Raw genomic sequence first — 26,763 nt, 5'->3', positions numbered from 1 at the left:
AGATGGAAAAGGGTTGGGGGCCCTCGTGCCCGGTGGGCTCCCCACTGGAGCCGGGAGGCGCAAAGGATGCCTGCCCTGCCTTTTTGTAGCTTCGCCTTTTTAAAAGAGTTATGTGGGCACACCTCGCCTTGTTCATCATCCGGTTCCGCCTTTCGCTGATTGGCGTGCTGGCGCTCATCACCGTGTTCATGGCTTACAAGGCCAAGGACGTGGAGATGACCTACGACTTTGCCCAGGTGGTGAGCCCGCAGGACCCGGAGATGGTGTATTTCCAGCAGTTTAAGAAAACGTTTGGCGAAGACGGCAACGTGCTGGTGCTGGGCCTGCAGGACTCGGCCATTTACCGGCTGGGCAACTTCAACGAGCTGCGCCAGCTAACCGACACCCTGGCCAAAGTGCCAGGCGTGAGCGGCGTGCTGAGCGTGACCAAGCTGCTGCAGCTGCGACGCGATACGGCCACGAGCCAATTCAAGGCAGTTCCCATCTTCAAAACCTCTCCGGGCTCGCAAAAGGAACTGGACAGCCTGATGCGGGTAGTAAACCGGCAGGAGGTCTACAAAGGCCAGTTGATTTCGCCCCGCACCGGGGCCACGCTGCTGGCCCTCACCATGGACCCAAAGTACCTGAACTCGTCGCGCCGCCAGGCCGTGATGCAGAACATTCTGGTGCATTCCAAGGCCTTTGAGCAGAAAACGGGCATCCGGCTGCGCTACGCCGGCCTGCCCTACGTGCGGTCTACGATGACGAGCAAGGTGGCTTCGGAAATGAAGCTGTTCACCTTCCTGGCCTTGGCGGTGACGGGCCTCACGCTGCTGGCGTTTTTCCGCAACTGGTCGGCGGTGGTGTTTCCGCTGCTGGTGGTGAGCGTGGTGGTGGTGTGGTGCATCGGCTCCATTGTGCTGCTGGGCTATAAAATCAACCTGCTCACGGGCCTGATTCCGAGCATTATTGTGGTGATTGGCATCCCGAACTGCACTTACCTACTCTCGCGCTACCACTACGATTACCGCAAATCGGGCAACCAAGTGCTGGCCATGACGCGGGTAATCCGCAAAATCGGGCTGGTGACGCTGATGAACAACACGACCACGGCCGTCGGCTTCTTCGTGTTCTGCCTCACCGACATCGCCATCCTTTACCAGTTCGGGCTGGTGGCCACCGTCAACATCTTCGCCGCCTTCGTCATCAGCCTGATTCTGATTCCGGCGGTGTTTACTTACCTGCCGCCGCCCACGCCCAAGCAACTCGAACACCTCGACGCCGCCCCGCTCACCAAGCTGCTGGAATTCTTCGAACACGTGGTGCTGCATCGCCGGCCTACCGTGTATGTGGCCACGGTGGGGCTGGTGCTGCTGGCTCTTATCGGGGTGCGGCGCATCGAAGCCGTGTCGTTCATGGTGGACGATTTGCCCAAGAAAAGCTCGGTCAACTCGGACCTGAAATTTTTCGAGCGCCACTTCAGCGGCGTGATGCCGCTGGAATTTGTGGTAGATACCCACAAGAAGCGCGGCCTGCTCAAGCTCAAGAACCTGGAGAAAATCAACCAGTTCGAGAACTACCTGCGCACCCAGCCCGAACTCTCGTCGCCGGTCAGCATCGTCACGTTTCTGAAAGCCACCACCCAGGCCTTTTACAACGGCGACCCGCAGTTCTTCCGCTTGCCCGACAACTCCGAGAAAAATTTCATTCTCAGCAGCCTGGCCAGCTCCAAGGGCAGCGGCGCGGGCATGGACAGCAAGCTGCTGCGCTCCTTTGTCGACAGCACCGGGCAGCAGGCCCGCATCAGCCTCAAGATTGCCGACATCGGCTCCCGGGAGCTGGATACGCTGATGACCGCCAAAATCCTGCCCGAGATGCGGCGCATCTTCAACGGCACGGGCATGGACGTGCGGCCCACCGGCACCACGATGCTCTTTACCAAGGGCAACGAGTACATCATCAACACCCTGGGCGAAAGCCTGCTCATTGCCTTCGGTCTCGTGAGTTTGGTGGTGCTGCTGCTGTTTCGCTCGGCGCGCACGGTGTTGTTTGCCTTTGTTCCCAACGCCGTGACGTTGGTGATTACGGCCGGCATCATGGGCTACTTCGGCCTGCCGCTTAAGCCGGGCACGGCCCTGATTTTCGTCATTGCCCTGGGCATCGACGGCGACAACGCCATTCACCTGCTGGCCAAGTTTCGCCAGGAAATGGCGACCAACGGCTACCAGGTACGCGCAGCCGTATCGGTCACGCTGCGCGAGGCCGGCACCAGCATGATATACACCAGCATCGTGCTGCTGGTGGGCTTCAGCATCTTCGCCTTCAGCGAATTTGGCGGCACCAAGGCCCTGGGGTTGCTCATGTCGGCCTCGCTGCTGATTACCAATTTTTCCAACCTGATTCTGCTCCCCGCACTGCTCATCACCTTTGGGCACGGCAAAGGCAACACCATTAACCCCAAGGCCCTGGTGCACCACTACGACGAATCCTATCACGATGAAGACGACCAGGGGCTGGACTTGGACCGGCTGCGGGTCGGGCCCCGCACCGCCGGCACGTAATCGTCGCTTATGCTCGTATACCAGGCACCGGACCCAGACAGGTGGCCACGGCGTCGCTGAGGCGTTGGTGAGCAGTGAGTACCGACGCCTTGAGGGCGCCGTCCAGGGTAAGGGTCAGTTGGGAATCGAAGCTGTTGGAAACTCCTCCTTGCGTGGTGGCAAGCAGGGTGCGCCCGTCAACCCAGCGGGCTTCAAAGGCGAGGGCCGGCCCCGGGCCGGGTGGAATTAGCGGGTGCACGCTGGCCGGGGCATAGGGCGCCAGGGCCTGGTAGGCGTCCTGCAGGCGGCCAATTAACAGCTCTGCCCACGTGGCGGCGTCCGGCAGGGGCACGGCGTGGGCGCGCAGCTGCTCGGCAAATGCTTCGAAAGCAGGAAAAGAATAGGGCATGCTATGGCTTTACGTCGGGCAAAGGTTGCTGTTTCCCGGTGCAACTGCAGTACGGCATGGTCCCGGTACACGGCGTAGTCCCGGGAGCAGATGGTGAACGTGGTGGCCGCCCACCCGGCCCCGGGCGCGGGCCACGGCCAGACCGCGTCCGGGTGGGCTCGCGAATCAGCTCCCCCTCTAACTCGGTTAGGGTGACCACTGCAACTGATGGCCGGGGAGCGGGTAAAGGGTGTGGGAACTCAACTCGTGCCAACGCTTGCCCGTTAGAAAAATACCCCCGGCGCGCCGTTGAGGGCTGTTCCTCAAACCAGCGCCCCCCTGGACACTTATTTTATCCTGCATGGAAGTCACAACCGACAATATTTTACTAATCGGTTCGGTGTTGCTATTTATCGCCGTGCTGGCGGGCAATACGTCCCACCGGTTTGGGGTACCTACCTTGTTGTTCTTTCTGGCCATCGGCATGGTGGCCGGCTCCGAAGGATTGGGTGGGATTTATTTTGACGAGCCCAAAACGGCCCAGTTCTTAGGCATCGCCGCGTTGACCGTCATTTTGTTTTCCGGGGGCCTAAGCACGGAGTGGCGGGCCATCAAGCCGGTGCTCTGGCAGGGCATCGCGCTTTCCACGGTTGGGGTGCTGGCCACGGCGCTCTCGGTAGGCCTGTTCGTAGCGGCCGTGACGAATTTCAGCCTCTACGAGGGCCTGCTGCTGGGCGCCATTGTGTCTTCCACCGATGCCGCCGCCGTGTTTTCCATTCTGCGGGCGCGCAGCCTGGGACTCAAGCACAACCTGCGCCCCACGCTGGAGCTGGAAAGCGGCAGCAACGACCCGATGGCCTACTTCCTGACCATTGCCTTTACGGGACTGGTGGCCCAGCCCGTCGCCGGCTTGCTGCCCATCGTGCCGCTGTTTATCCAGCAAATCGTCATCGGCGGCGTGGCCGGGCTGGGGTTTGGCCTGCTGGGCAAGTTTATGCTCAACCGGCTGCAACCCGACTTCGACGGGCTGTACCCGGTGCTGGCGCTGGCCCTCGCCTTCGCGGCCTTCTCGGCCACCGACCTGGTGGGCGGGAACGGCTTTCTGGCCGTCTACATCGCGGGGGTATACCTGGGGAACCAGCCGCTGATTCACAAGCGCAACATCCTGCAGACCTTTGACGGCTTTGCGTGGCTGATGCAGATTGTGCTCTTCATCACGCTGGGGCTGCTCGTGTTTCCCAGCCAGGTGCTGCCCGTGGTGGGCATCGGCCTGCTGATTTCCGCTTTCCTGATTCTGGTGGCCCGGCCGGTGGGGGTGTTCCTCAGCCTGGCTTTCTTCAAGATGCCGGCCCGCAGCCGGTTGTTCGCGTCCTGGGTCGGCTTGCGCGGGGCGGTGCCCATCGTGTTTGCGACGTACCCTTTGCTGGCCGGGCTGGAAAAAGCGCAGATGATTTTCAACATCGTGTTCTTCATTTCGCTGACCTCGGTGCTGGTGCAAGGGACCTCGCTGGCCGCGGCGGCCCGCTGGCTGCGGGTGGCGCTGCCCGACGCGCCGAAGGAGGAGTCGCTGCTGGACAACCTGCTGCGGCACGAAGTGAAATCCGAGTTTGTCGAAGTCGTGGTCGGGGAGCACTCCCCGGTGCGGGGGCGGCGAATTGTGGATTTGAACTTCCCCAAGTCGGCCATCATCGCCATGCTCAAACGCCGCAACCACTTCGTTACGCCCACCGGGGCCACGGCGCTGCAAGAGGGGGACACGCTCATGATTTTAGCGGAGGACCCGGAGAGTCTGGCCCTGGTTCATGAAATCCTGGGGTAAGGATGAGCAGCGCGTCCCCAAAAGATGAGGCAGTGGGAGCGTAATCCCTGTGCTGCCCCAGCGGGTCGTCCAGTAACTTAGCCAACCCGATGCAGCAGGAACAGCGGCAGCAGGGGGGCTCACCGCTCACAGCAGGCCGGTTTGCTGCAGCCCGTAGCCCAGCGCGGCCCCGCCCAGCACCAGCCAGGCGGAATTGACCCGGTAGCGCAGCAGCAGCCAGGCGCTGACTGCCGCCAGCGCCCCGGTGGGTCCATCCAGCAGGGCGGTGCGGGCCAGCATCAGCGAAACCGCCGCCATCAGGGCCCAGGAGGCGGCATTCAACCCGTCGAGAAAGGCCCCGGCCAGCGGCGACTGCCGCAGCTGCGCCACCAGCTTGATGCTGATTCCCACGAATAGAAACGCGGGCAGGAAGATGCCCACCGTGGCCACCAGCGCCCCGCGCCAGCCCTGCAGCACGTAGCCCACGAAGGTGGCCGTGGTGAACACGGGCCCCGGCGTCACCTGCCCCACCACCACGGCATCAAGCAGCTGGCCTTGACTAAGCCAGTGGAAGCGCTGCACGAGTTCGGCGTCGAGAAAGGCCAGCAGCACGTAGCCGCTGCCGTACAGCACCGAGCCGATTTTTAGAAAGGAGAGCCCCAGCGGCAGCAGTCCCAACGGGGGCGGCGCGCCGTTGGGCGGCCCCCCCGGCCCCAGCCCCAGCAGCGCCGGCAACAACGCCAGCGCGGCCACCGCCCCCAGCAGTAGCCCCAGGGCCGGGGGCACGGCTTTGCGCTCCAGCGCCGGCCAGCGCCACGCGCCGGTGGCTACCCCCGCCGCGAAAAGCAGCAGCAGCTCGTGGACTCCCAGCAGGCTCAGGAGCAGCACCACCGCGGCGGCGGCGCGGAGCGGCCACGTTCGGAGCGCTGATTTTCCCAGGCTCCACAGTGCCTGCGCCACCACGGCCACGATGACGGGTTTCACGCCGTAGAGCACGCCGGCCAGGGCCGGCAGCGTGCCGTAGCGCACGTAGGCCCAGGCAAAGCCCATCACGAGGAGCATGGCTGGCAGAATAAAGCAGACGCCCGCCACCAGCAGCCCGGCCCAGCCGCGCCGCTCGTAGCCGATGTGAATGGCCAGCTCCGTGGAATTAGGGCCGGGAATGAGGTTGGCGGCGCTGAGCAAATCCAGAAACCGCTCTTGGGTTAGCCAGCCGCGGCGGCGCACCACTTCTTCTTCCAGCAGGGCCACGTGCGCGGCCGGGCCGCCGAAGGCCGTGGCGCCCAGGCGCAGAAACAAGCCGGCCAGCTCGCCGAAGGAAGTAACGGCCCCGGGGGGAGTGGCGAATTCGGGGGAATGGGCGGGTTCGGTCATGCCGATGCGAATTGTCCAGACGTTAAGGAAACGGTTATGAGCCGGCTATGAGCGCCAGTCGGTGGCCGATGCGGTTGCCGCCAGTTCGCCCGTGAGTTGGTGGCACCTTAACCTGCACGGCAAATCTGATTTCTCCTACGAAGCCCTGAAAGACTCGTTCCACTTCGATATGGAGGCGCTTTTTTCCTTCCAATGGGAGCCGCAGCCGGCCCGCTTGTTTAACCTTTGTACCAAACTTTTAACCAAGGCCACTATCGGCCGGAAGTTCCCCAGGGCAGCGAAAAGGCTAGCGAGCGCCTGCTGGCAATGAACGCGATAAGCTGCCTGGTGGCCAGCTCCGATGTCTGACAGTGGCTCTTCCCGGTACCCATCCAACGCATTAACAAAACGGTTGAACCGGCAGTGCAGGAACAGGCGGAGGGAGCGGGCCAGCCATTACGCGTTCTTGGAGTGCTGCGTGGGGTGTCCGGGCAAAGGCATGGAATTGGAGGGCAATGCAGGGACGAAGGAGGACAGGGAATGGGGCCGAAAGTTAGTGCAGGGGCCGCTTTTTAATCAACCCGCCTTTCGTTTCGCGCACGCTGTGCATGACCACGAACGCCTGGGGGTCTATGCGGTCGATTTCGTCCTTGAGCCGGGCCACCTCCAGGCGGGTGGTGACGGTAAAAATGATGTCGATGGCGGCCCGCGAGTGCCCGTGCGAGCCATAGCCCTGGCGGCCGGCGTACACGGTGGCGCCGCGCCCGAGCGTCTCGGTGAGCATGAGCCGAATCTGCTCGCTCTGGGTGGAGATGATGGTGACCCCGGTGTATTCCTCAATGCCCTCGATGATGAAGTCAATCGTCTTGGCAGCCGACAGGTAGGCCAGGATGGAGTAGAGGGCCGTTTCCACGGACAGCAGCAGGGCCGCGGCGCCGAAGATAACCAGGTTGATGAGCAGGATGACGTCGCCTACGGAAAGGGCCGTTTTCTTGCTCACGTACAGGGCCAGGACTTCCGTGCCGTCGAGCACAGCCCCACCGCGCATGGCCAGGCCAATGCCGGCGCCCAGGAAAAATCCGCCGAAGACGGCAATCAGCAGCTTGTCGTCGGTGAGCGAGGGAAAGGAGATAACCAGCAGCACGCCCGCCAGCCCCAGAATGGCCAGCAGCGTTTTGATGGCAAAGCCCCGCCCCATTTGAAAGTAGCCCATGACGATAAAGGGCAGGTTGAGCAGTACAATCAGCAGCGACACCGACAGGCCCGACACTTGACTGGTGAGGATGGACATGCCGGTTACCCCGCCGTCGATAAAGCCGTTGGGCAGCAGGAAGCCCTTAAGGCCCAGAGCGGCTGAGAACACCCCGGCGGTAATGAACAAGCCCTGTCCCAGCAGCCGCCGGGCTGTCCCCCCCGCTGGAGGCCGTCCCCCAACCACCGAAGTGGGGGCGGAAACCGCTACCTGCGCGGCCAGGGCCCGGTTGTTGGTGAGGTGTCGAAGAAACTGGGGAAGGCGAAGCATAAGAAAATTGGGAGGGATGGCCTTCCCTACTGCCGGGCTGTCCGGTAAGGCCATAGGCTTAAAAGAAGTACTTGAAGCCGATGGACGAGGGTCCCGGGAAGCAAGCAACCGGAAAGATACCCCACTGCCGGCCGCAAACCCTTATGCCGCTGCGGGCGGACGGCTGCCCCGTACTGGTTTAGCAACAAAACATAGCCGACTGCGCGAAAAGCTCGGCCGTCCACACAGCAACTGTAGCAGGGCCTGCGGGCGGTTACAATGGAAAATCGCCTATTTTTAAGCTGCAGAAGTTTCCTACCTGCTTGTTCTTAACGCTATGCCCGAACTTTCTTCCGAACACCTCCACCACTTGTTGTTCGTTCACCACATGGTCACTGTTGCCCTAGTCCTGGTAGTCGCCGTGCTATGGGGGAAAGTAAGAGCCCTGCAGAAGCAGCTGCAGGTGGCCACCTCTCCGTGTTTGGGAAACCGTCCTCCCGTACCGGGCCGGCAAGTTCCGCATACCCGACCTGTCGGCCCTGCTGATACCCCTCCGCAACCTATTTGAGCCTGAGGGGCAAAACCGCCTGCCAGGTGCCCGGCACCTGCTGGCCAAACCCGACGCCTCGGTGGCAATTAAATATACATTGTCGGAAATGGTTCGAAACCGATAAGCATGCCAACGGACGCTGAAAGAATTTGGTAGTTTAGGCATCATAATTGTTACTTATGATACCTAAAGTTTTTCCGGCTACTTTTGCCTATATGAGCACCGAACTCAGCCGCATTCCCGCCGAGCCCCAGGCCCTGGGCTCGCAACTGGCCACCGCCGCCGACAACGTCGCCCGCTACCTCAAGCTCGGCCTGGAAGGCGCCGACAACACGGTGCTGGCGTACTCGGCCGACTTGAAAAGCTTCGGGGCGTACTGCACGCTGCACGGTCTATGTCCGCTGCCAGCCGACGTGGCCACTGTGGCCCGGTACGTGGCCGACCTGGCCGACATCCCGCGCAAGCTCTCGACTATCAAGCGTCACCTCGCGGCCATCCACAAACACCACCAGCTGCGCGGCTATCCGTCACCAGTGCACGCCGACGAGTTGGCCCTAGTCATAGAAGGTATCACGCGCACGTTGGGCAAGCGGCAAAAGCAGGCGCCGGCGTTTACGGTGGAGGAACTCAAGGAAAGTATTCGCCGGCTGGATGTAACTACCACTGCAGGGCTGCGCGACCGGGCCTTACTACTGCTGGGTTTCGCCGGTGCTTTCCGCCGCTCGGAGCTTGTGGCCCTGAACGTGGAGCACCTGGAGTTTACGGAGCGGGCGCTGATTGTGCACCTTCCCAAAAGCAAAACCAACCAAGCCGGCGAGGCCGAAGACAAAGCCGTATTCTACGCCGCGACGGCGGCCTTCTGCCCGGTGCGCTGCACCCGTGCCTGGCTGCAGCAGCTGGGCCGCAACACCGGGCCGCTGTTCGTGTCGCTCAAGCGCGGCAAGGTAAAGGGCGATGCGCTGCCAACCCAAAAGCGCCTATCACCCCTGCGCGTCAACGGACTAGTACAGCATCACCTGAATCACGACGAGGAAGGCCACAAGATTGCAGAGAAGAACTATTCGGCTCACTCACTGCGCGTCTCCTTTATTACAGTGTCGGTGCTGCGGGGCCAGTCCAACCGCTTTATAAAAAACCAGACCAAGCAGAAGACGGATGCCATGATTGACCGTTACTCCCGCTTGGATGATGTGGTGAGCTTCAATGCGGCTCAAAACCTAGGCTTGTGAGTAAAGCGCCTAAAATCTCGCCAAGCCGGGTCGAAGTGCTTCCTAGTCCGTAGGGAACCCGTGAGGGGAGCCTACAGACCGATTCAATTTCCAGAAGAACTGTTTCAAGGCATTATAGTCTGAGCTAGGCAGAGGTGACATCGCCGGGATAGGAGTGTTAGCAAGGCGAGCAGGCTCAACAGTCAGCCGATGGTTCTAAAAGTCTAGCCGTTGACATTAAGCAAGGCCAGCGCTGGGCATGCGTTTACCTAACTTGCTGGCATATCAGTAAGCTTTGCCATGGCTGCCCTTCGCCTTATCGAACCCCTCCACTTGCAGCGCATACAAAGCCTGCTCACTGACAACAACGTGCTCGTGCAACCCATCACTGCCCAACACGAAGACTACGTTATCCGCAATGCCAACCGCGAAAATGATTCACCCTTACAGTTTTTGTGGTGGCGTGGGCCAAAACCCGAACCGCTATTTTTCAGCTTGGGCACTCGCGGCAGTAAAAAAAGCAAGTCAAATCCAGATGCCCACCTCATTATTGGTACCAAAGCTGATGACCGCATTGTCGGATACTTGCTGAGCCAACTGCCACAGGACGATGTATTCGTGTACCTGAGCTTTCGAATGGGCAACGGCGAAGGTGGCAACAACCGCTGGTTCGGCCGGGGCCGTCGCCCTCAAGACCAGCGCCCCAATGTCGCCATGCTCCAGCTGCACGAACAACTGCGTAACACTTGGCAAGCCGCCTTCCCGGACCCGATGCCCCCTCACCCTACGCTGCCTGGGGATTGGCTGTTGTTAGCCCGCCTGCCGCTAACGGAGTTGGACCCTGCCACTGCTCCCAACCAACGAAGCGCCCTGAAAACGCTGATTCTGGAAAAGCTCGCCCAAGCCTTTGTCATTGCTGAAAAGCTGCGCGACAAATCCTTTAAGGGAACCGGAACGACAACAGTGACAGACGGTAAAAAAGCTTCTTCCTTCCCTTCTTTCATGACTTTCCCCCTCAACCAAATCCTTTACGGCCCGCCTGGCACAGGCAAAACCTACCATACCAGCACCCGTGCCGTGGGCATTCTGGAAGGCTTGGCCGACCACGAAATCTCATCGAAATACTCGCGGGAGCAAGTTCGGGCACGCTTCGAGGAATACCAGCAGGCTGGATGGATTGGCTTCGTTACCTTCCACCAAGCCTTCAGCTACGAGGATTTTGTGGAAGGCATAAAGCCTGACGTGGCCGAAGAAACAGAAAGTCTGCGTTATGCCATTGAGCCCGGCATTTTCCGCACGCTGGCTGATAAGGCACTGGCCGCCTGGCAGCAGGCCCAGCAGCCGGCCGCTGAGATTTCACTGCCTTTTGAAGTAGTTTATGAAGCGTACCTAGCCGATTTGCAGGCCCGCGTTGAGGCCGGAAACGGGAAAGCAATGCTACACACACTGGAAAATTATGAAGTTTTTGTAACAAGCATAGATAGCAAGAATGCTATTCACATTGCCCCCGCCAGCGCATATGGGCCAACCCCTATTGCTTCAAAGTGGACGCGAGCCGTGTACTCACAGTTTGCAAAAATCAGCGACATCGTGCCGATGAATAAAACGATGCGCAAAGTTGGAGGGCCTAATAGTTCGCTGCAATGGGCAGTATTCAATGATTTGAAGAATTTCGAAGCTCAGCACCAGTCCGAATTACAGGCTGCTACCGCTGCCGAAGAAACCCATTTAATCAAAACCACAGAAGCCCCTCGCTTCGTCCTTATCATCGACGAAATCAACCGGGGCAACGTGGCCAATATCTTCGGCGAACTCATCACCCTGCTCGAAGATGACAAGCGCGCCGGCCGCCCTGAGGCCCTCACCGTGAAGCTACCCTACTCGAAGGAGGATTTCACGGTGCCCGAAAACCTTTATCTACTCGGTACGATGAATACCGCCGACCGCTCCGTTGAAGCCTTGGACACGGCCCTGCGCCGACGCTTCAGTTTTACAGAGATGCTACCCGAGGCCGACGTTATCCGGGCGCAACCTAATAAGGGAATCATCGGCGAAGGCGCGGCAGCGGTGGACGTGGCCAGGATGCTGGAAGTAATCAATAGCCGCCTCGAACAGCTGCTCGACCGCGACCACTGTTTGGGCCACGCCCTGCTGCTGCGCCTGGACACGCTGGAAGAGCTGCGGGCGGCTTTCCAGCGCAGCATTCTACCGCTATTGCAAGAGTATTTCTTCGGCGACTGGGGCAAAATCGGGTTGGTGCTGGGACCAAAATTCGTGGAAATCAGTAAGGCCAACGCGCCGGGTCGGTTTGCGCTGGCAGATTTCTCCGGGTACGACGGCGGCAACGTGCGCGAAAAACCCCTATACCGTGTCACTAAGCCAGAAAACTGGGATGCGACAGCTTTCCAGAGCATTTACCCGGCCACTCCTGCATAGCCTCCATGCCCACCATTCTGCGGGTGCTGGAACACAGCATCCTGACCATCGGCTACGCACAGGGTGAAGGCCTGACCCGGGCTAAGTTCGAGGAAGCACACTGGCATGAGCTGCTACGGTTTCACGACACAGGTGCGGGCCGTCGCTACTATGACATCCGGCACCGGGGCGTGCGATTTAAGCACTACGTGGGCGTACTGCAAGTGGGTAGCCTCACCATTGAGGTGCTGCCTAAGGCCGATGCCGAGCCCGGTCGCGCCACGCCGCCCGGCGAGGACTTCGACCGCTGGCGGCAACTGCTAATGCGAATGTTGGCCGAAGCCGGACTACTTCCCGTCGACACTTTCCGCACGGCCCTGTTGCACGAGCGCGAAAACAGCTTGCTTGACATCTATATCAGCTTGTTCCTCACCGAAGTAGAAACCCTGTTGCACCGCGGTCTGGTGAAGCGGTACCGCCAGCGCGAAGGCCAAGTAAAGGCCCTAAAAGGCACACTACTTTTCGGCCAGCACCTGGCCCGCAATGTGGTGCACCAAGAAAGGTTCTTCACCCGCAACCAGACCTACGACCATGACCATCTGCCCCACCGCCTGCTGCGTCAGGCACTGGTGCTGTTGCCGGTACTCACCACCGCGCCTAGCCTTCGTGGCCGGGCTGCCCGCGCTCTGTTGGCTTGGCCAGAGTTACCTGCCGTGCGTCCCACTTCAGCCACCTTCTCCCGCCTGCGCTACGACCGCAAAACCGCGCCCTACCGCACCGCACTACGCATTGCGCGGTTGCTCTTACTGCGGCTCGGCCCCGATGTGCGCAGCGGCGCGCAGGATTTGGTGGCACTGTTTTTTAACATGAACCATATTTGGGAGGCGTATTTACTGCGCACCCTGCAACGGCTGGCCCCGGTAGGATGGACGGTACGCAAGCCCACGAAAGTAGTGTTCTGGCAAGATGCCCAAGGCTACCAGAGCCGGATGCAACCCGATATGCTGTTGCAGCATGCTACGCAAGGCACTATCGTGCTTGATGCGAAATGGAAGCGTCCCCACGGCAAGCCTGCTGAAGTGGATTTGCGTCAGCTGTTTGCGTATGCACAACATTTCGAGGCTACGCGGGCGCGGCTGTTGTATCCGCAGAGCGGGTCAGAGCAATCGGTGGATGGCGTATTTACGCGGCCGCTTTTTAGTGCCGGAGGCGCGGAAGCACAGGCTATTCGGTGCGGGGTTTCCTACATCCGGGTGGGTCAAGCAGCATTAAGTCATGCAGACCCCGCTGCGTCCGATGTTAACCAGACTACTGGCTATTTGACCTGCTCTCTGGAAACAGAGTTTTCAGCATGGCTTACATAGTAAACTCCAGTTATCACGCGTTGATACGTTCCAAAGCTGCAGCTGACTGCTAAGGCGCTGATAGTCTTGAACACCCATTCAAACTTCGATTTTCGAGAAAATACTAGTTTTTTTAGCGTTACTTTTACCTCTTTTACTTTTCAAACAGGCTCAGCTACGCTGAGCAAGAATGCTTTCTCCATGTTCCCATCCTTGAAGTACACTTTTAGCGGCCATGATAGCTTTCAGTGCCGGCTGCTTTGGCTTAAGAAGGGCTACGATTACCTACGGGAAGGCCGTTCATTCACTGCCGACGACGCCCCTGTAGTCCTTGGTGTGGGTAACAATATGGTGCGCGCTATCAAGCATTGGTTACGTGCCTTCGGATTAGTTGATGAAACTACTGATACTCCCACAAAGCTAGCAGACCTGATTTTTGGAGGCCGAGGAACGGTTGCACCTTTCGATGCTTTTTTAGAAGATAATGCCACCTTGTGGCTCCTTCATTATCAGTTGGTCAAAACCCGCTTTGCCTCTACTTATTGGCTTATATTCAATGAGTTCAGGAAGCGCAAAATCGAATTTACCCGGGAAGACTACGGACGATTTATCGAGCAGAAGGGACGTGAAGAAGGATTTTCGATAAGTCCCAAAAGCATAGCCGATGACTTCGGGGTCTTCCTGAAAATGTATCATCGCGGCATAGCTGAAAGAGGTGCTAAGACGAAAGACCGCGAGGATAGCTTCTCTGGCATTCTAACCGAGTTGAACCTTGTACACTCTTTCCCGCGCAAAACAGAGGATGGTAAAGGTGAAATTCCAGTATATGTCATTACTCCTTCGGACCGGGACGATATACCAGCTGACTGGATTCTGTACTGCTTATTGGATTCTCCTAGCATAGGTCTATCAGTAAGTTTGGAAACCCTGGAAAACGACCCTGGAATGCCTTGTGCGGTGTTTGCCATGAACAGAGCTGGGCTGCGACGAAAGATTGAGCAGTTGGTCAGCCAGTACGACTTCCTCACATATAATGACCAAGCAGGGGTCCGCGAACTTCAATTTCGTGAGAAGCCAGCTGATAAGTACCAGGTTTTAAGAGATTACTATGTCCCAGCCAATGTTTAGCCCTTCGGTCAATATCGTAAGGGATGCCAACCGGGCATTGAACTACATCCCTACGGAGAATACTCGACGCATTGTTTCTCAGCTACTGACCGACTATCAGACTGGAATCCGTGCTTTTACACTCATTGGTTCATACGGAACAGGAAAAAGCGCCTTTCTGTGGGCTCTTGAGCAAAATCTTACAGGCCAAAAGCCTTACTTCAAGGATAAACTCTTTGGTACTGGCCCTACTGAGGTAGTTCGTTTTGTTGGAGAATACCAGTCGCTGGCCGATACGATGGCTGAACGCTATGGATTGGAGCAGGGGGCTGACAGTGCCGCCATCCTTGCTGCACTATATTACCAGCATCAGACGACGCTGAAAAAGGGCCGCCTTGTTATACTGGTAGATGAATTCGGCAAGTTTCTGGAGCATGCTGCAGCGCACGACCCGAACTCCGCTGTTTACTTCTTGCAAAGTTTGGCTGAGTTTGCTGCTGATACACGCCACAACGTGTTACTCATCACAACGGTGCATCAAAACTTTGATGCTTATGCTTTTGGACTAAGTATACCGCAACGGCAGGAGTGGAGCAAAGTCAAAGGCCGTTTTCGGGAAGTAACCTTTAACGAGCCCATTGAGCAATTGCTGCGCTTAGCTGCTTCCCACTTAAGTGTGGAAAAGCGCGACGCACACGAGGAAGAAGCGGTACTGCAAACAGTGTTGATTGCTAATGACACGCGCGCTTTTGACCTCAAGCCGGCTTACGCAGGAGAAGTAGCTACAGGGCTTTTCCCGCTGGATTTGCTTGCGGCGAACGTACTAACGTTATGTCTGCAACGGTACGGCCAAAATGAGCGCAGCCTCTTCTCATTCCTAGAAGCATCGGACCACACCAGTCTTAAACAGTTTCGTCGTGACCGGCCGGGTGCGTTCTATCACATCGGGCAGGTTTATGACTATCTGTTCTTCAATTTCTATTCGTTCGTCCAATCAAAATTCAACCCGGACTATGCCGCTTGGTCGGCTATTCGTAACGGCTTGGACGAAATTGAGCGTACGTTCTCGGAAGATATTGAAGCCTACCAACATCTGCTCAAAACCATTGGGCTACTCAACATTACGGCGGCTCAAGGAAGCGACCTAAATCAGGCATTTCTGGTGCGCTATGCCAAGACTGCCTTAGGCATTGAAAATGCTGCTGAGCTTGTTGAGGCCCTGAAAAAGCATAAAATCATTCTTTACCGGGCACACGCAAAGCGCTTCATTCCCAATAACGGCACCACTCTCGATGTAGAGGCAGCCCTTATTGAGGCTGAACAGAAGATAGCCAAAAGTGACGCAGTTGCCGCTCTCCTTCAGCGCTACGATGACTTGCCCCCTGTTTTGGCTAAAGCGTATACCTATGAGTTTGGCACCCCGCGACAATTCAAGTTTGTCATAACCGACGAATTGCGGGCTGACTACCCCGTAGGGGAAGTAGATGGGCTGATTTATCTTGTCTTCAATGAAAACCTATCGGCTGAGACAGTACGGGCACACTCGGCGGAGCACCCTGAGCAGGCACTGATTTTCGTTCACTACGAAAACACACGCGACATCATTGACCTACTCTATGAGCTGCAAAAGCTAGAGCAGGTAAAGGCGGACAATGCAGATGATAAAATAGCCTTGCGCCTGCTTGATGAAAACATTGAAGCAGCCCGTAAAACTCTCAATCACTTTATACTAGGCAACCTTTACATTGGCTCTACGCACCTCACATGGCTGTGGCAGGGTGAGCGACAGGATATTCGTTCACAGCGACTTTTCAATCAGCTACTATCAAGGGTTTGCCAAACTATTTACCCCAGCACCCCAGTTTTCAAAAACGAGCTGGTAAACCGGCATGTCATTTCGAATTCTATCTTCACAGCTCGTCGTCAGTACTTCAAAGCACTAGTGACAGACTGGGATAAACCAGACCTCGGGTTTGAAAAGAGCAAGTTCCCCCCCGAAAAAACCATTTATCTCACGCTGCTCAAAGCCAACGGCATCTCGACAAGCTTCGGCAGTCGTAATGAACAGCATCCTGACCCTAACCGATTTCAGGAGCTTTGGGACGTATCGGAGCAGTTCCTACAAAGCGCGAAGGACCGCCGCCGTTCCATTACGGGCCTCTATGAAAAGCTGGCTGCAGCTCCATTTAAGCTTAAACAAGGGTTTCTTGATTTCTGGATACCCACATTCCTCTTTTTGAAGAGGGATGATTATGGGCTGTTTGGGGACAAAGGGTATATTCCTCAGATATCAGACGAGACCCTTGACCTGATTATAAAGTACCCCGCCGACTATGAGGTAAAGACTTTTGACATCGAGGGGGTTAAGCTGGACCTACTTAACAGCTACCGCACGTTTCTACAGCAGCAGGACCGACTATTTGTTGACAACCAGACCTTTGTCGAAACAATTCGTCCCTTCTTATCCTTCTATCGGCAGTTGCCGGCTTATGCCAAAAGCACTCAGCGCCTCGATAAGGAAGTGCTTGCACTAAGGGCTGCCATTGTTAGCTCCGTAGACCCTGAAAAGACCTTCTTTGATGATTTCCCTTCAGCGTTGGGTTACAGTCTAAGTGCTCTGCTCAATTCGCCGGAGTCACTGTCAGAGTACATTCATAAGATAGAGGGTGCTATTCGCAGCATCCGTCATGCATATCCTGAGCTACTGACCCGCTTTGAGAGCTTTATCCAGGAAGACGTTGTAGGTCAACCACTACCCTTTATCGAGTATAGGGCAGTTTTGCAAAAACGGTTCAAGAAATTGAGCCAACCCATGCTCATGCCTAATCAGCGGGTTTTTGTGCAACGCTTAAACTCTTCCAGCGCCGACCGTGATGCTTGGCTTAGTGCAATGGCGCAGGCTGTAGTTGGCAAATCACTAGACGTTTTCAGCGATGAAGACGAATCAGTACTTTATGACAAGTTCCAACGCATGTTGCTTGACCTGGACAGTCTAACCAGCTTGTCAGCTAGCAACATTGACCCGAGTCAGGAATCTGTCGTTGGCATCGAGCTTAATGCTTTTGGTGCCGGCGCACAAAAGGCGGTTATCCGACTGCCCAAAGACAAGGAGAAGATTGTTAAGAAGGACACCGACATGCTGATGAAGCGCCTCGGTGCCCTGAAACACGACAAGCAAGTGAACCTAGCCATTGTCGCGAACCTCCTTAATGAACTGCTACTATCATGAGTCAGAAAGTAAGACACGTCCTGGGCATCTCTGGGGGCAAGGACAGCGCAGCCCTGGCCATATACATGAAGGACAACTATCCTGAATTGGATATTGAGTACTACACTGCCGATACTGGTGAGGAGCTCCAAGAAACGTATGACTTGGTCACGCGGCTGGAAGTCTATTTGGGCAAGCCCATTATTAGACTGACTCATTCTAAAGACACCGAGAATCACCAACTGGGGCCCTTTGAGCTGCTTTACAAAAGCAAGTTCAAGTACTTGCCCTCTACTCAATCTCGCTGGTGTACCCAATATTTGAAACTGCGGCCGTTCGAGATGTTCATCGGTAACGACCCAGTGGTCTCTTACGTCGGTATCCGAGGGGACGAAGAGCGGGAAGGTTATATTTCTAAGAAAAGTAACATCCAATCTATTTTTCCCTTCCGGAAGAATATTTGGAGTGAAGACGTGACAACCAAAGTGCTGGCTAACGATAACATCAAGCAGTTACTGGGTACTATAGAAGCGGGCGAAGTGACGGTTGATGACGAGTTTCGTGAAATTATCGCAGAACCGCTATCGCTACGCTTTTCGGCTAAGAAAAAGCTTGACCTGCTGCTAAATGCTGATACCAAGGCTTTCAATCAGCTAGTTTTTAGCTACCTCAAAACAACAAGATACCCGCTCTCACAGGTGGACAGCTTTCCGGTGGTGGCTGATACCAAGGTATCGGTGAAGGAGGACATTTTCGCCTTGTTGAGGACAAGCGGTGTTGGCATCCCGAAGTACTATGAAGAGCTGGAGTTCGAGGTAGACGGCGAGAAAGGGACCTATTCGAGAAGCCGGTCTGGATGCTACTTCTGCTTTTTTCAGCAAAAGATTGAGTGGGTCTGGCTTTATGAACAACACCCAGAGCTTTTTGAAAAGGCGGGCAAGTACGAGAAAGAAGGTTATACCTGGAGTGAACGGGAGTCCCTCACGGAGCTGATGAAGCCTGAGCGTATCGAGCAGATAAAAAGGGAATACATTCAGAAACAGAAGAAAAGGGTTGAGCAATCAGCTAATAGCTCCCCTTTCTTAATGGATAAGTTCTTGGATGAAGACGACCAACAGGGCTGCGCCGCCTGCTTTATTTAGAAGCCCATTATGCAAACCTTGCACGAGTATCAAGGCTTCGGAGTAAGCCTAAGAGAAATAACACAAGTTTTCAACCTTTTCGGAGCTGAAAAACAAGTATTAATCAATGAAACTGGCTTTGGCGATAATAAAGTACGAGGCCTAATTGATTATCTCAAAGATTTCAATTTAGCAAGCAATACGAAGGAGCTAACGAAACTAGGAGAAGAAGTTAAGAAGGCGGACAAGCGTTTGGTCGAGGACTTTTCCAAGTGGCTCTGCGTGTACCACTGGTCCGCTTGCGACCATAACCCTGCCCTTTTTTACCTACTAAACTGTGCCGGGAACGTTGCGAGCTTGGCGGGCTTTCAAGAAGCCTTTAAACTTTGGGCCTCAGCGAACGATATTCAGACAAATTACAAAAAGCCTTACGTCACCGGACTTATTAGCAAGACTCTCAAAGCACTTACAGATACTGAGGCGTTTGAGAAGCTGCGTTTGATTTCTATCGGTAACGATAGGATAGAGCGTCTGGACCCTTACGGCGTTCATCCACTGCTACTAGCTTATATTTTGTACGATAATCGGCGCGGCAGACAATCCATTACCATTACCGAGTTGCTAGAGGAACCTGGCAACATCGGAAAGTTCTTTGGCTATAACGCAAACAGCTTAGACAACAGGCTGAATGACTTAGCCCATCTGGGGCTGGTGAAGCGCGTGCAAGTAGCCAATCTAAACATGGTAGAACTTCCCTTCAACGGTTCTCCTCTGGCACTTGTCGAAAAGTATTATGCAGAGAATTGAGGAATTGTTAACCACCGTTTGTCGGGCTCGGAAACGAACTGGAGCAGTACTAGCTAGTAGTTGTTTTGAGGAAGTAATAGACCAAAGCAAGCAAGCTGGGTTTGTGATAGTCGACGGCTCAGCAAAGCACAGCGGTAGACTGATTCTAACTGATGACCTGTTAATAGAACGGGTCAGGATGTTGGCTGAAGGTGCTCCTTGCCTCTTTCTAAATCTGGAACTGTATGTTGCACCTAGGTTGAACAATCCCGGGTTTCTGAAGCAGCTAGTACAAAAACTGGTCGTGTTGGAGCCTAAGCACCCAATTGTGTTTTTGCTCTACTCAGCACGGGTTTTCTCCTTATTCAACGCGGTGTATGGACAAGCGCTACCTCAACCACAGCACACCCTCAATTTAGTCGATAATAAGTCTTTTGCATGATAATATGAGTACGCTGAGCAGCTTAATTCAACTCTCAACGGCCTTTTCAGCCGAGATTGACTTATCAAACGATTTTCGCTATAACCTCACTGCCCCCGACCAGAAGATTGAAGGCTACCTGCCCAATCGCAGTTCGCGGCGCGTGATGAAAGCCATATTGGATACCGTTTCAACAAGCACTGACCATAAGCTTCACCTTATTCAGGCATCGTATGGCACGGGCAAGTCATATCTGATGCTGATGATGGCCCACCTGCTCGGCAATAACCGTCCGGAAGCTCTAGCCCCCTTCTTGCAAAAAATATCTGACAAGGAGGCTCAGCTAAAGGATGGGCTGAGTACGAAATTGGAAGCGCTTACTCAGCGAGACGACCGATTTTTGGTTGTTATTCCAAACTATGGGGAAGCTGATTTCCGACAAGCACTATTGAAGGGGTTGATTACTGCGCTTGACAAGCAAGGTCTGGGTTTCCGCCCCCCAACCATGTATCAACGAGCAGCCGAAGTTCTAGAAGGTTGGAAAGCAACTAATCCTACAGCTTACCAGCACTTTGGCGAAAAACTGAGTGGGGTCAAAATTGAAGACTTCATTGGGTTGCTTCGGGATTTGGACGCACCTTCTTATCATACCTTCAAAACCTGCTTTCGTGCTATAGTAGGCAATTCATTTGATGAGTCAGATGTAGCGGATGCCTACACAGTATATGCGGAAACTGCGAAAAGCATTGCATCGCAAGGTTACCGTGGCATTGTGGTGTTATACGATGAATTCGGCGACATGCTCGGTCGATTGATTAACGCTACGGAAGGGTCTGGACTGCCGGTCCAGAAATTTATTGAGAGCGTTAAGCGAGCTGGTAGTCAGGGAGTAAACATTTTGTTTATAGCCGCAACTCATCAGGACCCATATGCCCTACTGGAAGACAAGAAAAAGAATCTGGAAAAAACTTCTGGAAGATTTGACCCACACTCCCTTGGGGCTACAAAAGACACACTGGACGGGACAGGTGATGACGTTGAGATTACTGACGCCACTGAAATCATGGGAACAGTCTTCATTCGTGCGAAGGAGACCAAGCCAAAGTTGGATGAACTATTAAAAGCTGAAGACTACGCTAGCGACGCTGTTGACTTAGTGAGCAAGCAGAATCTTTACGGCAAGCAAACGGCCCAATGGATAAGCCATAATGTGGTCGAGAACCTATTCCCACTCCATCCCCTCACTGCCCGTCTTCTCCCCAAGTTTTCGAACGAATACGCGCAAAATACGCGTACGATGTTCAATTTTCTTAGTCCTAGCCAATTAGAAGTAGGAGGACTACAGCATTTCCTCAATACCCAGCCACTCACGGATAGCAGCGGCCGCCCAACGTTGTTCACCCCTGACCGGCTGCTCGATTTTTTCGAGACGAACCTAATGGATGCCAAATTTGGGCAAATCCGTAACTCGCTCGACGATTACAAGACTGCACTTGCTAACGTAACGGGAGAAGTCGATGCTGAGCGTCTATTTCGCAACGTTCTTCTATTAAAGGTTGTACGCGACAATCGCCTCGCTCCACGCCGGGACCTATTACTGTGGGCACAAAACTGGCCTACTTCGCGTAATGCTGAGTTTGATGCACTATTAAACAGCTTAGCTGATAAGGGTTGGTTGGAGCACAACCGTACCAACAACACCTACGACTTCCCTTCGGCTGGTACTCTATCTGTTGACAGTGTGCTGAAGGAAGAAGAAGTTAAATTAGCGGGCTTGAGGCTACCCAAATGCTTGGAAGTTTGGAATAGTCTTGAACCTTGTTCTGCTCTGGTTTCAGACGAGCAAAACGACCGTTTTGGTGCTCAACGGCGCTACGAGGTGGTACCTATCTGCCAAGCTTCGGACTCGAAGGAAAAGCTGGAAAAGCTGGTTGACTTTTATAGCGGTAAGAATGAAAATTGGCCAGCAACTGGCTATGTTTTCCATCTAGTGAGTGACAAACCAGAGGCTCAGGAGCAAATGGCGAAGTTTATACTTGCCAACAAAGCCATACAGCCATATGTATTTTATACTCAGCCGAATGACCCTTTCTTGTTTAGCGAACTACAAAAGAAAACCTTAAAATACTTGGCATTAGAAGCCGCCTTGTTGCGTGATGAAATTGCCTCCAACCCAGCCCGAAAAGATAAGGTAACAGACCAATTTCGCCTCGCCGAAAGAGAGTTGCGCAGCTTAATCACTGGCACATTTGAGCCACATAACTGGGTGTGGAATTACGCTACAGAGTCTACTCCTCAGGTTTTTAGTAATGCCCGTGGGTTCAACAACTGGTTTGAGCAAAAAGTAGAGGAGCGATTTTTCCAGGTTCCTACGGTCAAGGAGCCTGGACTATGGTTTGTGAAGCGGGCCCAACAAGCAAAGGACCGAGATGCAGCATTCGCCAATATATACAGCACTCCAACTGGGCGAATTCCACTTGATACTCCAGGCAATGCTGCTCATGACCGTATAGTAGAGCACTTCTTCTATAAACTTACTCTAACCAAGCAGACAGCACGTGAGAAGGGTATTCAATACGGAGAAATTAAATCGCCGGATACGAGTACGCCGGAGGCGTCCATTTTCAGACACTTTGATAAAGTACTAAAAGGGAAAGAAGGCGGAGTTTCCGGCCAGGAGCTATTTAGTCCCCTATTGCAAGCTCCATATGGGTTGTCAGAGCACCTTATCAAGTTCTTCTTTGGCTGTTATGACCGGCTGCATTCGCTTCAAATAACCATCTATAAAGGTGCGCTGATAAAGGAAAAGGACGCCGAACTCTTTAAAGAATTATTTAAGAAGCCAGCTGATTACCGCATTCGGCGGGTAGACATGTCGCCGAAGGAAGAGGGGTATCTACGCGAGTTGCGCGACTTATTTGGCAAGAGCTCAGCTACTTCGTTTGCAGAAGTTGCCCGTCAATTCCTAGGTATTGTTGCCCCTCTGACGTCCTTGCAAAAAGCACTGATTGCCCGCAAGGGTGGGGAAGTGCAGGCATTTTTTGAAACGATTGCCGCTCTACAGCAAAGCATTCCCGAACCAGAGGCTCGAATGCTGTTCTTAGAAACACTGCCTAATAGCTTGCTAGGTATTACTTCGCAGGAAGCCTTCGAAGACGACCCTGGAAACCGCCCGAAGCTGCTCAAGAAGCTACGGGAGTTCAAGCAATTTCCAGTTGATGCGGATAAGCTGTTTCGGCAGGAAACCTTAGAAACACTGGCCAAAACGGTTTTTGGGGAAGAGAACGTAGGCAAGGATGATATCCAGTTGATTACCAAAAAATGGTTTGCTGGTTTGACGACAGCCCAGCGGATGGCTACCTATTCGGACCCATACATCGCTAATTGGATTAGGCTTATCCAGAACGGGCCGGTAGGCAAGGACATCCTGTCATATTATACTTCTGAACTGACGGCGAAGCCGCTGCACACTTGGGAGGGCAACCTCTACCTCTGTCAGTCGGAGTACGTCAAAGAATTTCAGGGTTACAAGAAAACCGTCGAGGACTTCACCCTCGACCCCATGAAGGTGCTGCAATACATAGCGCGCGAGGTCTTTGAGGTTTCGCCTAGTGAGTGCCCCACGGAAACCGTTTTTGCTGCTCTTTTCAAGGACTGGTGGACTGGATTAGGTCAACTCAAACAGACCCACCCCTTCGCAGACCTAGCAGCAAAGTGGTTGCTAGAGAATATTGACTCTACCGCGCCAACGACTACGCTGTACCTTGATAACATTCCGCGGCGTTGGATAGAGAAAAACAACTTGCTTAGCTCGATTCCAACAAAATGGAAGGAATGGACCGACACTCAGATTGCAGCGGTGGCTGCCGAGTACCGGCGCTGCTACGTTCTCATTAATGCCTGGCAGCCACCGGTAGCTGAGACTGATTTCTTTGCTGGAATAGGGCAGTTGTTTGGTCTAAAAGAAGCCACTACAGCTCAAGTGCTCCGCGAAGGCATTTTTACTCAGTGGTACGCAAACCTGCCCGCCCGTACTCGGGAGGCCGAATGGGCTAACAAAACTTCTGATGACGCGCTACTGATTAATCAGCTGTCATCAGGCGAAAGCTTGTACAATTTGCTAACTCAAACCCTCCCCCAACGATGGGGGCTGCCCGGGTTGAAGGACATAAGCGCAGAAGAGTTACCCAGGTTGTTAGCCAAGATTGGTGGCTTAAAGGCAAGCATCGACAACTACAGTCGCCCTTTGCTTGAAGTGGTATCAGCGCTAGACAAAAAAGGGAAGCATAAGCACGAATATGATTACAAAAGCGCCCTTTACGACGACCTACGGCGTCAAGAAGCCTATACTGTCAAGGCTGATGCAGATGCTACGCTACTTACGGACTCCCTAGCCCGGTTACTGCTGCATGCAGTGAGAGCGAAAGCCGACCTAGGAAAGCTGGTTGAGGAAGTGGCCCTGCACCTGCAGTTACCCTCGGACCATCACCTCTGGGATAAGGACCAACAGAAGGCGTTTGTAAGCAGCTGGAATCAAGCTGTTGCTACTATTCAAGCCTGGACCTTTCCAGAAGACCGCAAACTGGCCGAGGCCCGAGATGAATTGAGCGCCTTTGTCCGCGAGTTCTGCGAAAAGAAGGACTTAAATCCTGGCCAGCGACGCAAGCTGCTTAACGACCTGCTGAGTGAATTGGCTCCTGTAGCGCAGGCACAATGAAAATCTATTTAGACCCATATGGTCTCCAACCAGTCTCCGGCGCTTTAGAAGTGACGGATGATGCTGGTTACGTAGCTGCCCGACAGCTTCTGCTTGCATTTATGCGCAATCCTGACCAACCTGGCCGCGATGTTGTCGTCCGCCATGAACCTTGGACTCAGTGGTTCGATGACCTACCTACGACGCTGGCTATACCTGTTTTACCATTAGCCCAGCTTCGAGACCGGTGGCCTGGTGCTACGTTGCCTTCAGACTTAACTGATAAAGATGTACAGGAGCTTGGTTTGCTTCTAGGTACTGATGTAGAACCCACTTTAACAGGGCTTGCTAAGCACTTCTTTGGCGCAGCATTTCATTCTGTTATCAGTACCGAACTAGCTACGGTTTATGGCCTGGCCCGCTTTGTAGCGCAGAAGCCGCCCGCTCTGAACAAGGATTACCTTCGCAAGCTATGGAGTCGGTATTTGGATTCGTTGCCACCTGCGCTGGAGCCCCTGAAAGCAGCCGACGCTGGCTTTGCCAAAATATTGGCAGAAGGCATTTATCTAGGCGGCCGGTCTGAGTTAGCTTCAGACTGGGAGCACGAAAATGCCTTAGTGCTTAAAAAGGCTTACCAAATCACTCTTGCTGACTTACAGCAGCTCAAACTACTTAGCTGGTCGATTCGACCGTTTAAAGTAGCAGAAGCTGACCTTAAATTAGAGCAGAAAGTTATTCAGTTGGTCAGTGTTGCCTTAAAGAAAGGCACGTCCCCTTTGGATGCGCTGAGTGGATGCTACGTTGGCGAATTGCGGGCTTTGCTTTCTGCTGGAATCGGGCTAGATGGGGCAACCTTGCAGACTATAGAGTCGCGCTACGCGGATATTCTATCAAATGAAACCTACCTGCACGGACAGCTTCGGGCTCTCGTAACACCTGAGTTACTCCCACCTCCAACTGCAGCTGACCTCTCGCCGCTGCCTTTGCCGCAGCAACTGCGAACTTGGCAGGAATGGGCTACTACCAGCTTTATTCCTTACAAGTTCTGGCTTGACCAAGTGAAACAGCCAACAGCCGAGGCACTTGACCAAGTTGAGGAATACGCCAATCTATATGGCGACTGGCTATTCTCCAACTATGCAACGCTTATCGACGATGAGCGCATTCTAACAAGCAGCAATGTTCGCCAACGCGCCCAGCACCTGCTCTCCCCTACCGATAGCCGACTAATCTGGCTCATTATCGATGGGCTGCCTGATGCTTATACCTCGCTTTTGAGTACAGCCTTGAAAAAGCATGGCCTGAACAAAATCAAGGTAGAATATGCACTAGCAACCCTGCCAACAATCACAGCCATAGGCATACCTGCGCTGCTTAACGGCCTTCGCCCTAATGCTTCCTCCTTTGTTCCCGTTAACCGCAGAGAAGCGTTAGTAGAGGCATACCCTGACCATAGGACTGTGTTTTCTAATCAGGTACGCGACTTTGCGGATACTCTTGCAGCCGAAGCCGACCTATGCTGCCTGCATTGGCGGGAACTTGATTCATACCAGCACAAAGAAGACAGAGAAATAGAAGGAACGCGGGCTGAGCACATCGGGCAAGAGCTTGACAAGCGCATTGGTTTGCTAGCAATGGCAATGCGCCAAACTCCTGACCGTCGAACACGTCTCCTAATTTCCACCGACCACGGCGCAACCCGTTGCTTACGCAATGAATCTGGTATCAGCAACAAGAAGATAAAGGAGGCTACTGCTGAGCCGCACGAACGTTGTATTAAGCTGGTCGGCAAGCTTGCTGATGAGGAACTCGATCCTAAGGAGACCTATCACCTGACGAAGGCAATGACTCACAATCAAGACGACTGGGTAGCAGCCCGTGGCTACCGCTACTTTGGCAGCAATGACTCAGGCTATCGTCATGGGGGGTTGACTCCAGAAGAAACCATCGTGCCGGTGCTGATGGCTGAAGCAAGTGATGTAGTAGTGAGCGACCTTCTGATAAGCTATTTTGGCACGAAGGAGTTAGAATTGGGTAAAACTCTTAAAGAGGTACAGCTACGGGTTCAGAACCCTAACGCTTTTGCCGTAGAGCTTCGAGGTGTAGTAATTGCTCAAGACACCAAGAGTCAATTCAACCTCCCCACCCAACTTGAATCGAACGGCAGTGTAACACTGAAAGCTAGCCTCAAACTGCCGTCGTCCCTACGCCCACAATACGGCTATGTTAATCTGAATGCAACCCTAGAATATGTGATTCAGGGTGAGGGCTACACAGCACAAGCAACTTTCTCAGTACCCATCCAACAGGCCAACGAATTGGATGACTTCGACTTTGATTCTCTATAGC

General features: G+C 54.3%; 14 protein-coding genes. 11 read left to right on the top strand and 3 right to left on the bottom strand.

The features are described 5' to 3' along the window. Positions 1 to 110: 110 nt before the first annotated feature. Positions 111 to 2,540, top strand: coding sequence for an efflux RND transporter permease subunit (locus ABD919_RS20210; protein ID WP_345237885.1), 2,430 nt, complete (start codon positions 111 to 113; stop codon positions 2,538 to 2,540). A 7-nt stretch (positions 2,541 to 2,547) separates the two neighbouring features. Here the strand turns inward: ABD919_RS20210 and ABD919_RS20205 are convergent, their stop codons facing one another. Then, a complete protein-coding gene (locus ABD919_RS20205; RefSeq protein WP_345237884.1) occupies positions 2,548 to 2,928 on the bottom strand; it encodes a hypothetical protein in 381 nt (126 codons plus the stop codon). Positions 2,929 to 3,268: 340 nt separating this feature from the next. On the opposite strand from ABD919_RS20205, the gene ABD919_RS20200 reads away from it, so the two are divergent. Then, positions 3,269 to 4,726, top strand: a complete 1,458-nt coding sequence (locus ABD919_RS20200) for a potassium/proton antiporter (protein ID WP_345237883.1) — start codon at positions 3,269 to 3,271, stop codon at positions 4,724 to 4,726. 126 nt (positions 4,727 to 4,852) lie between these two features. Here ABD919_RS20200 and chrA read toward each other — a convergent pair whose 3' ends face one another. Both chrA and ABD919_RS20190 read right to left on the bottom strand, forming a co-directional pair. Further along, positions 4,853 to 6,079, bottom strand: coding sequence for a chromate efflux transporter (gene chrA, locus ABD919_RS20195; RefSeq protein ID WP_345237882.1), 1,227 nt, complete (start codon positions 6,077 to 6,079; stop codon positions 4,853 to 4,855). 532 nt (positions 6,080 to 6,611) lie between these two features. Beyond that, positions 6,612 to 7,580, bottom strand: a complete 969-nt coding sequence (locus tag ABD919_RS20190) for a YitT family protein (RefSeq protein ID WP_345237881.1) — start codon at positions 7,578 to 7,580, stop codon at positions 6,612 to 6,614. 744 nt (positions 7,581 to 8,324) lie between these two features. Here ABD919_RS20190 and ABD919_RS20185 point away from each other — a divergent pair. The 9 genes from ABD919_RS20185 (at position 8,325) to ABD919_RS20145 (ending at position 26,762) form a co-directional block, all read left to right on the top strand. Further along, positions 8,325 to 9,338, top strand: a complete 1,014-nt coding sequence (locus ABD919_RS20185) for a tyrosine-type recombinase/integrase (RefSeq protein ID WP_345237880.1) — start codon at positions 8,325 to 8,327, stop codon at positions 9,336 to 9,338. A gap of 279 nt (positions 9,339 to 9,617) precedes the next feature. Next, a complete protein-coding gene (locus tag ABD919_RS20180) occupies positions 9,618 to 11,753 on the top strand; it encodes an McrB family protein (protein ID WP_345237879.1) in 2,136 nt (711 codons plus the stop codon). 5 nt (positions 11,754 to 11,758) lie between these two features. Beyond that, entirely contained in the window at positions 11,759 to 13,096 is a 1,338-nt protein-coding gene (locus ABD919_RS20175) for an McrC family protein (protein WP_345237878.1), read from the top strand. 192 nt (positions 13,097 to 13,288) lie between these two features. Beyond that, entirely contained in the window at positions 13,289 to 14,203 is a 915-nt protein-coding gene (locus ABD919_RS20170; protein WP_345237877.1) for a DUF4007 family protein, read from the top strand. Continuing rightward, a complete protein-coding gene (locus ABD919_RS20165; RefSeq protein WP_345237876.1) occupies positions 14,196 to 17,411 on the top strand; it encodes a hypothetical protein in 3,216 nt (1,071 codons plus the stop codon). The genes ABD919_RS20170 and ABD919_RS20165 overlap by 8 nt, the downstream gene beginning before the upstream one ends. Continuing rightward, entirely contained in the window at positions 17,408 to 18,532 is a 1,125-nt protein-coding gene (locus tag ABD919_RS20160; RefSeq protein ID WP_345237875.1) for a phosphoadenosine phosphosulfate reductase domain-containing protein, read from the top strand. Before ABD919_RS20165 ends, ABD919_RS20160 begins: the two co-directional genes overlap by 4 nt. A gap of 9 nt (positions 18,533 to 18,541) precedes the next feature. Beyond that, complete coding sequence (locus tag ABD919_RS20155; protein ID WP_345237874.1) at positions 18,542 to 19,318, top strand: DUF4007 family protein; 777 nt, start codon at positions 18,542 to 18,544, stop codon at positions 19,316 to 19,318. A 425-nt stretch (positions 19,319 to 19,743) separates the two neighbouring features. Further along, positions 19,744 to 24,435, top strand: coding sequence for a hypothetical protein (locus ABD919_RS20150; protein ID WP_345237873.1), 4,692 nt, complete (start codon positions 19,744 to 19,746; stop codon positions 24,433 to 24,435). Next, a complete protein-coding gene (locus tag ABD919_RS20145; protein WP_345237872.1) occupies positions 24,432 to 26,762 on the top strand; it encodes a PglZ domain-containing protein in 2,331 nt (776 codons plus the stop codon). Before ABD919_RS20150 ends, ABD919_RS20145 begins: the two co-directional genes overlap by 4 nt. The last annotated feature ends 1 nt before the right edge of the window (position 26,763 follow it).

Source organism: Hymenobacter saemangeumensis (assembly GCF_039541835.1).
In the GTDB taxonomy this organism is placed as follows: domain Bacteria; phylum Bacteroidota; class Bacteroidia; order Cytophagales; family Hymenobacteraceae; genus Hymenobacter; species Hymenobacter saemangeumensis.
The sequence above is the reverse complement of the archived record's forward strand: the minus strand, read 5'-3'. Positions and strand labels throughout refer to the sequence as shown.

Coding starts and splice junctions, on each gene's coding strand:
- ABD919_RS20210 (WP_345237885.1), top strand. CDS start 111: ATGTGGGCACACCTCGCCTTGTTCATCATCCGGTTCCGCCTTTCGCTG.
- ABD919_RS20205 (WP_345237884.1), bottom strand. CDS start 2,928: ATGCCCTATTCTTTTCCTGCTTTCGAAGCATTTGCCGAGCAGCTGCGC.
- ABD919_RS20200 (WP_345237883.1), top strand. CDS start 3,269: ATGGAAGTCACAACCGACAATATTTTACTAATCGGTTCGGTGTTGCTA.
- chrA (WP_345237882.1), bottom strand. CDS start 6,079: ATGACCGAACCCGCCCATTCCCCCGAATTCGCCACTCCCCCCGGGGCC.
- ABD919_RS20190 (WP_345237881.1), bottom strand. CDS start 7,580: ATGCTTCGCCTTCCCCAGTTTCTTCGACACCTCACCAACAACCGGGCC.
- ABD919_RS20185 (WP_345237880.1), top strand. CDS start 8,325: ATGAGCACCGAACTCAGCCGCATTCCCGCCGAGCCCCAGGCCCTGGGC.
- ABD919_RS20180 (WP_345237879.1), top strand. CDS start 9,618: ATGGCTGCCCTTCGCCTTATCGAACCCCTCCACTTGCAGCGCATACAA.
- ABD919_RS20175 (WP_345237878.1), top strand. CDS start 11,759: ATGCCCACCATTCTGCGGGTGCTGGAACACAGCATCCTGACCATCGGC.
- ABD919_RS20165 (WP_345237876.1), top strand. CDS start 14,196: ATGTTTAGCCCTTCGGTCAATATCGTAAGGGATGCCAACCGGGCATTG.
- ABD919_RS20160 (WP_345237875.1), top strand. CDS start 17,408: ATGAGTCAGAAAGTAAGACACGTCCTGGGCATCTCTGGGGGCAAGGAC.
- ABD919_RS20155 (WP_345237874.1), top strand. CDS start 18,542: ATGCAAACCTTGCACGAGTATCAAGGCTTCGGAGTAAGCCTAAGAGAA.
- ABD919_RS20150 (WP_345237873.1), top strand. CDS start 19,744: ATGAGTACGCTGAGCAGCTTAATTCAACTCTCAACGGCCTTTTCAGCC.
- ABD919_RS20145 (WP_345237872.1), top strand. CDS start 24,432: ATGAAAATCTATTTAGACCCATATGGTCTCCAACCAGTCTCCGGCGCT.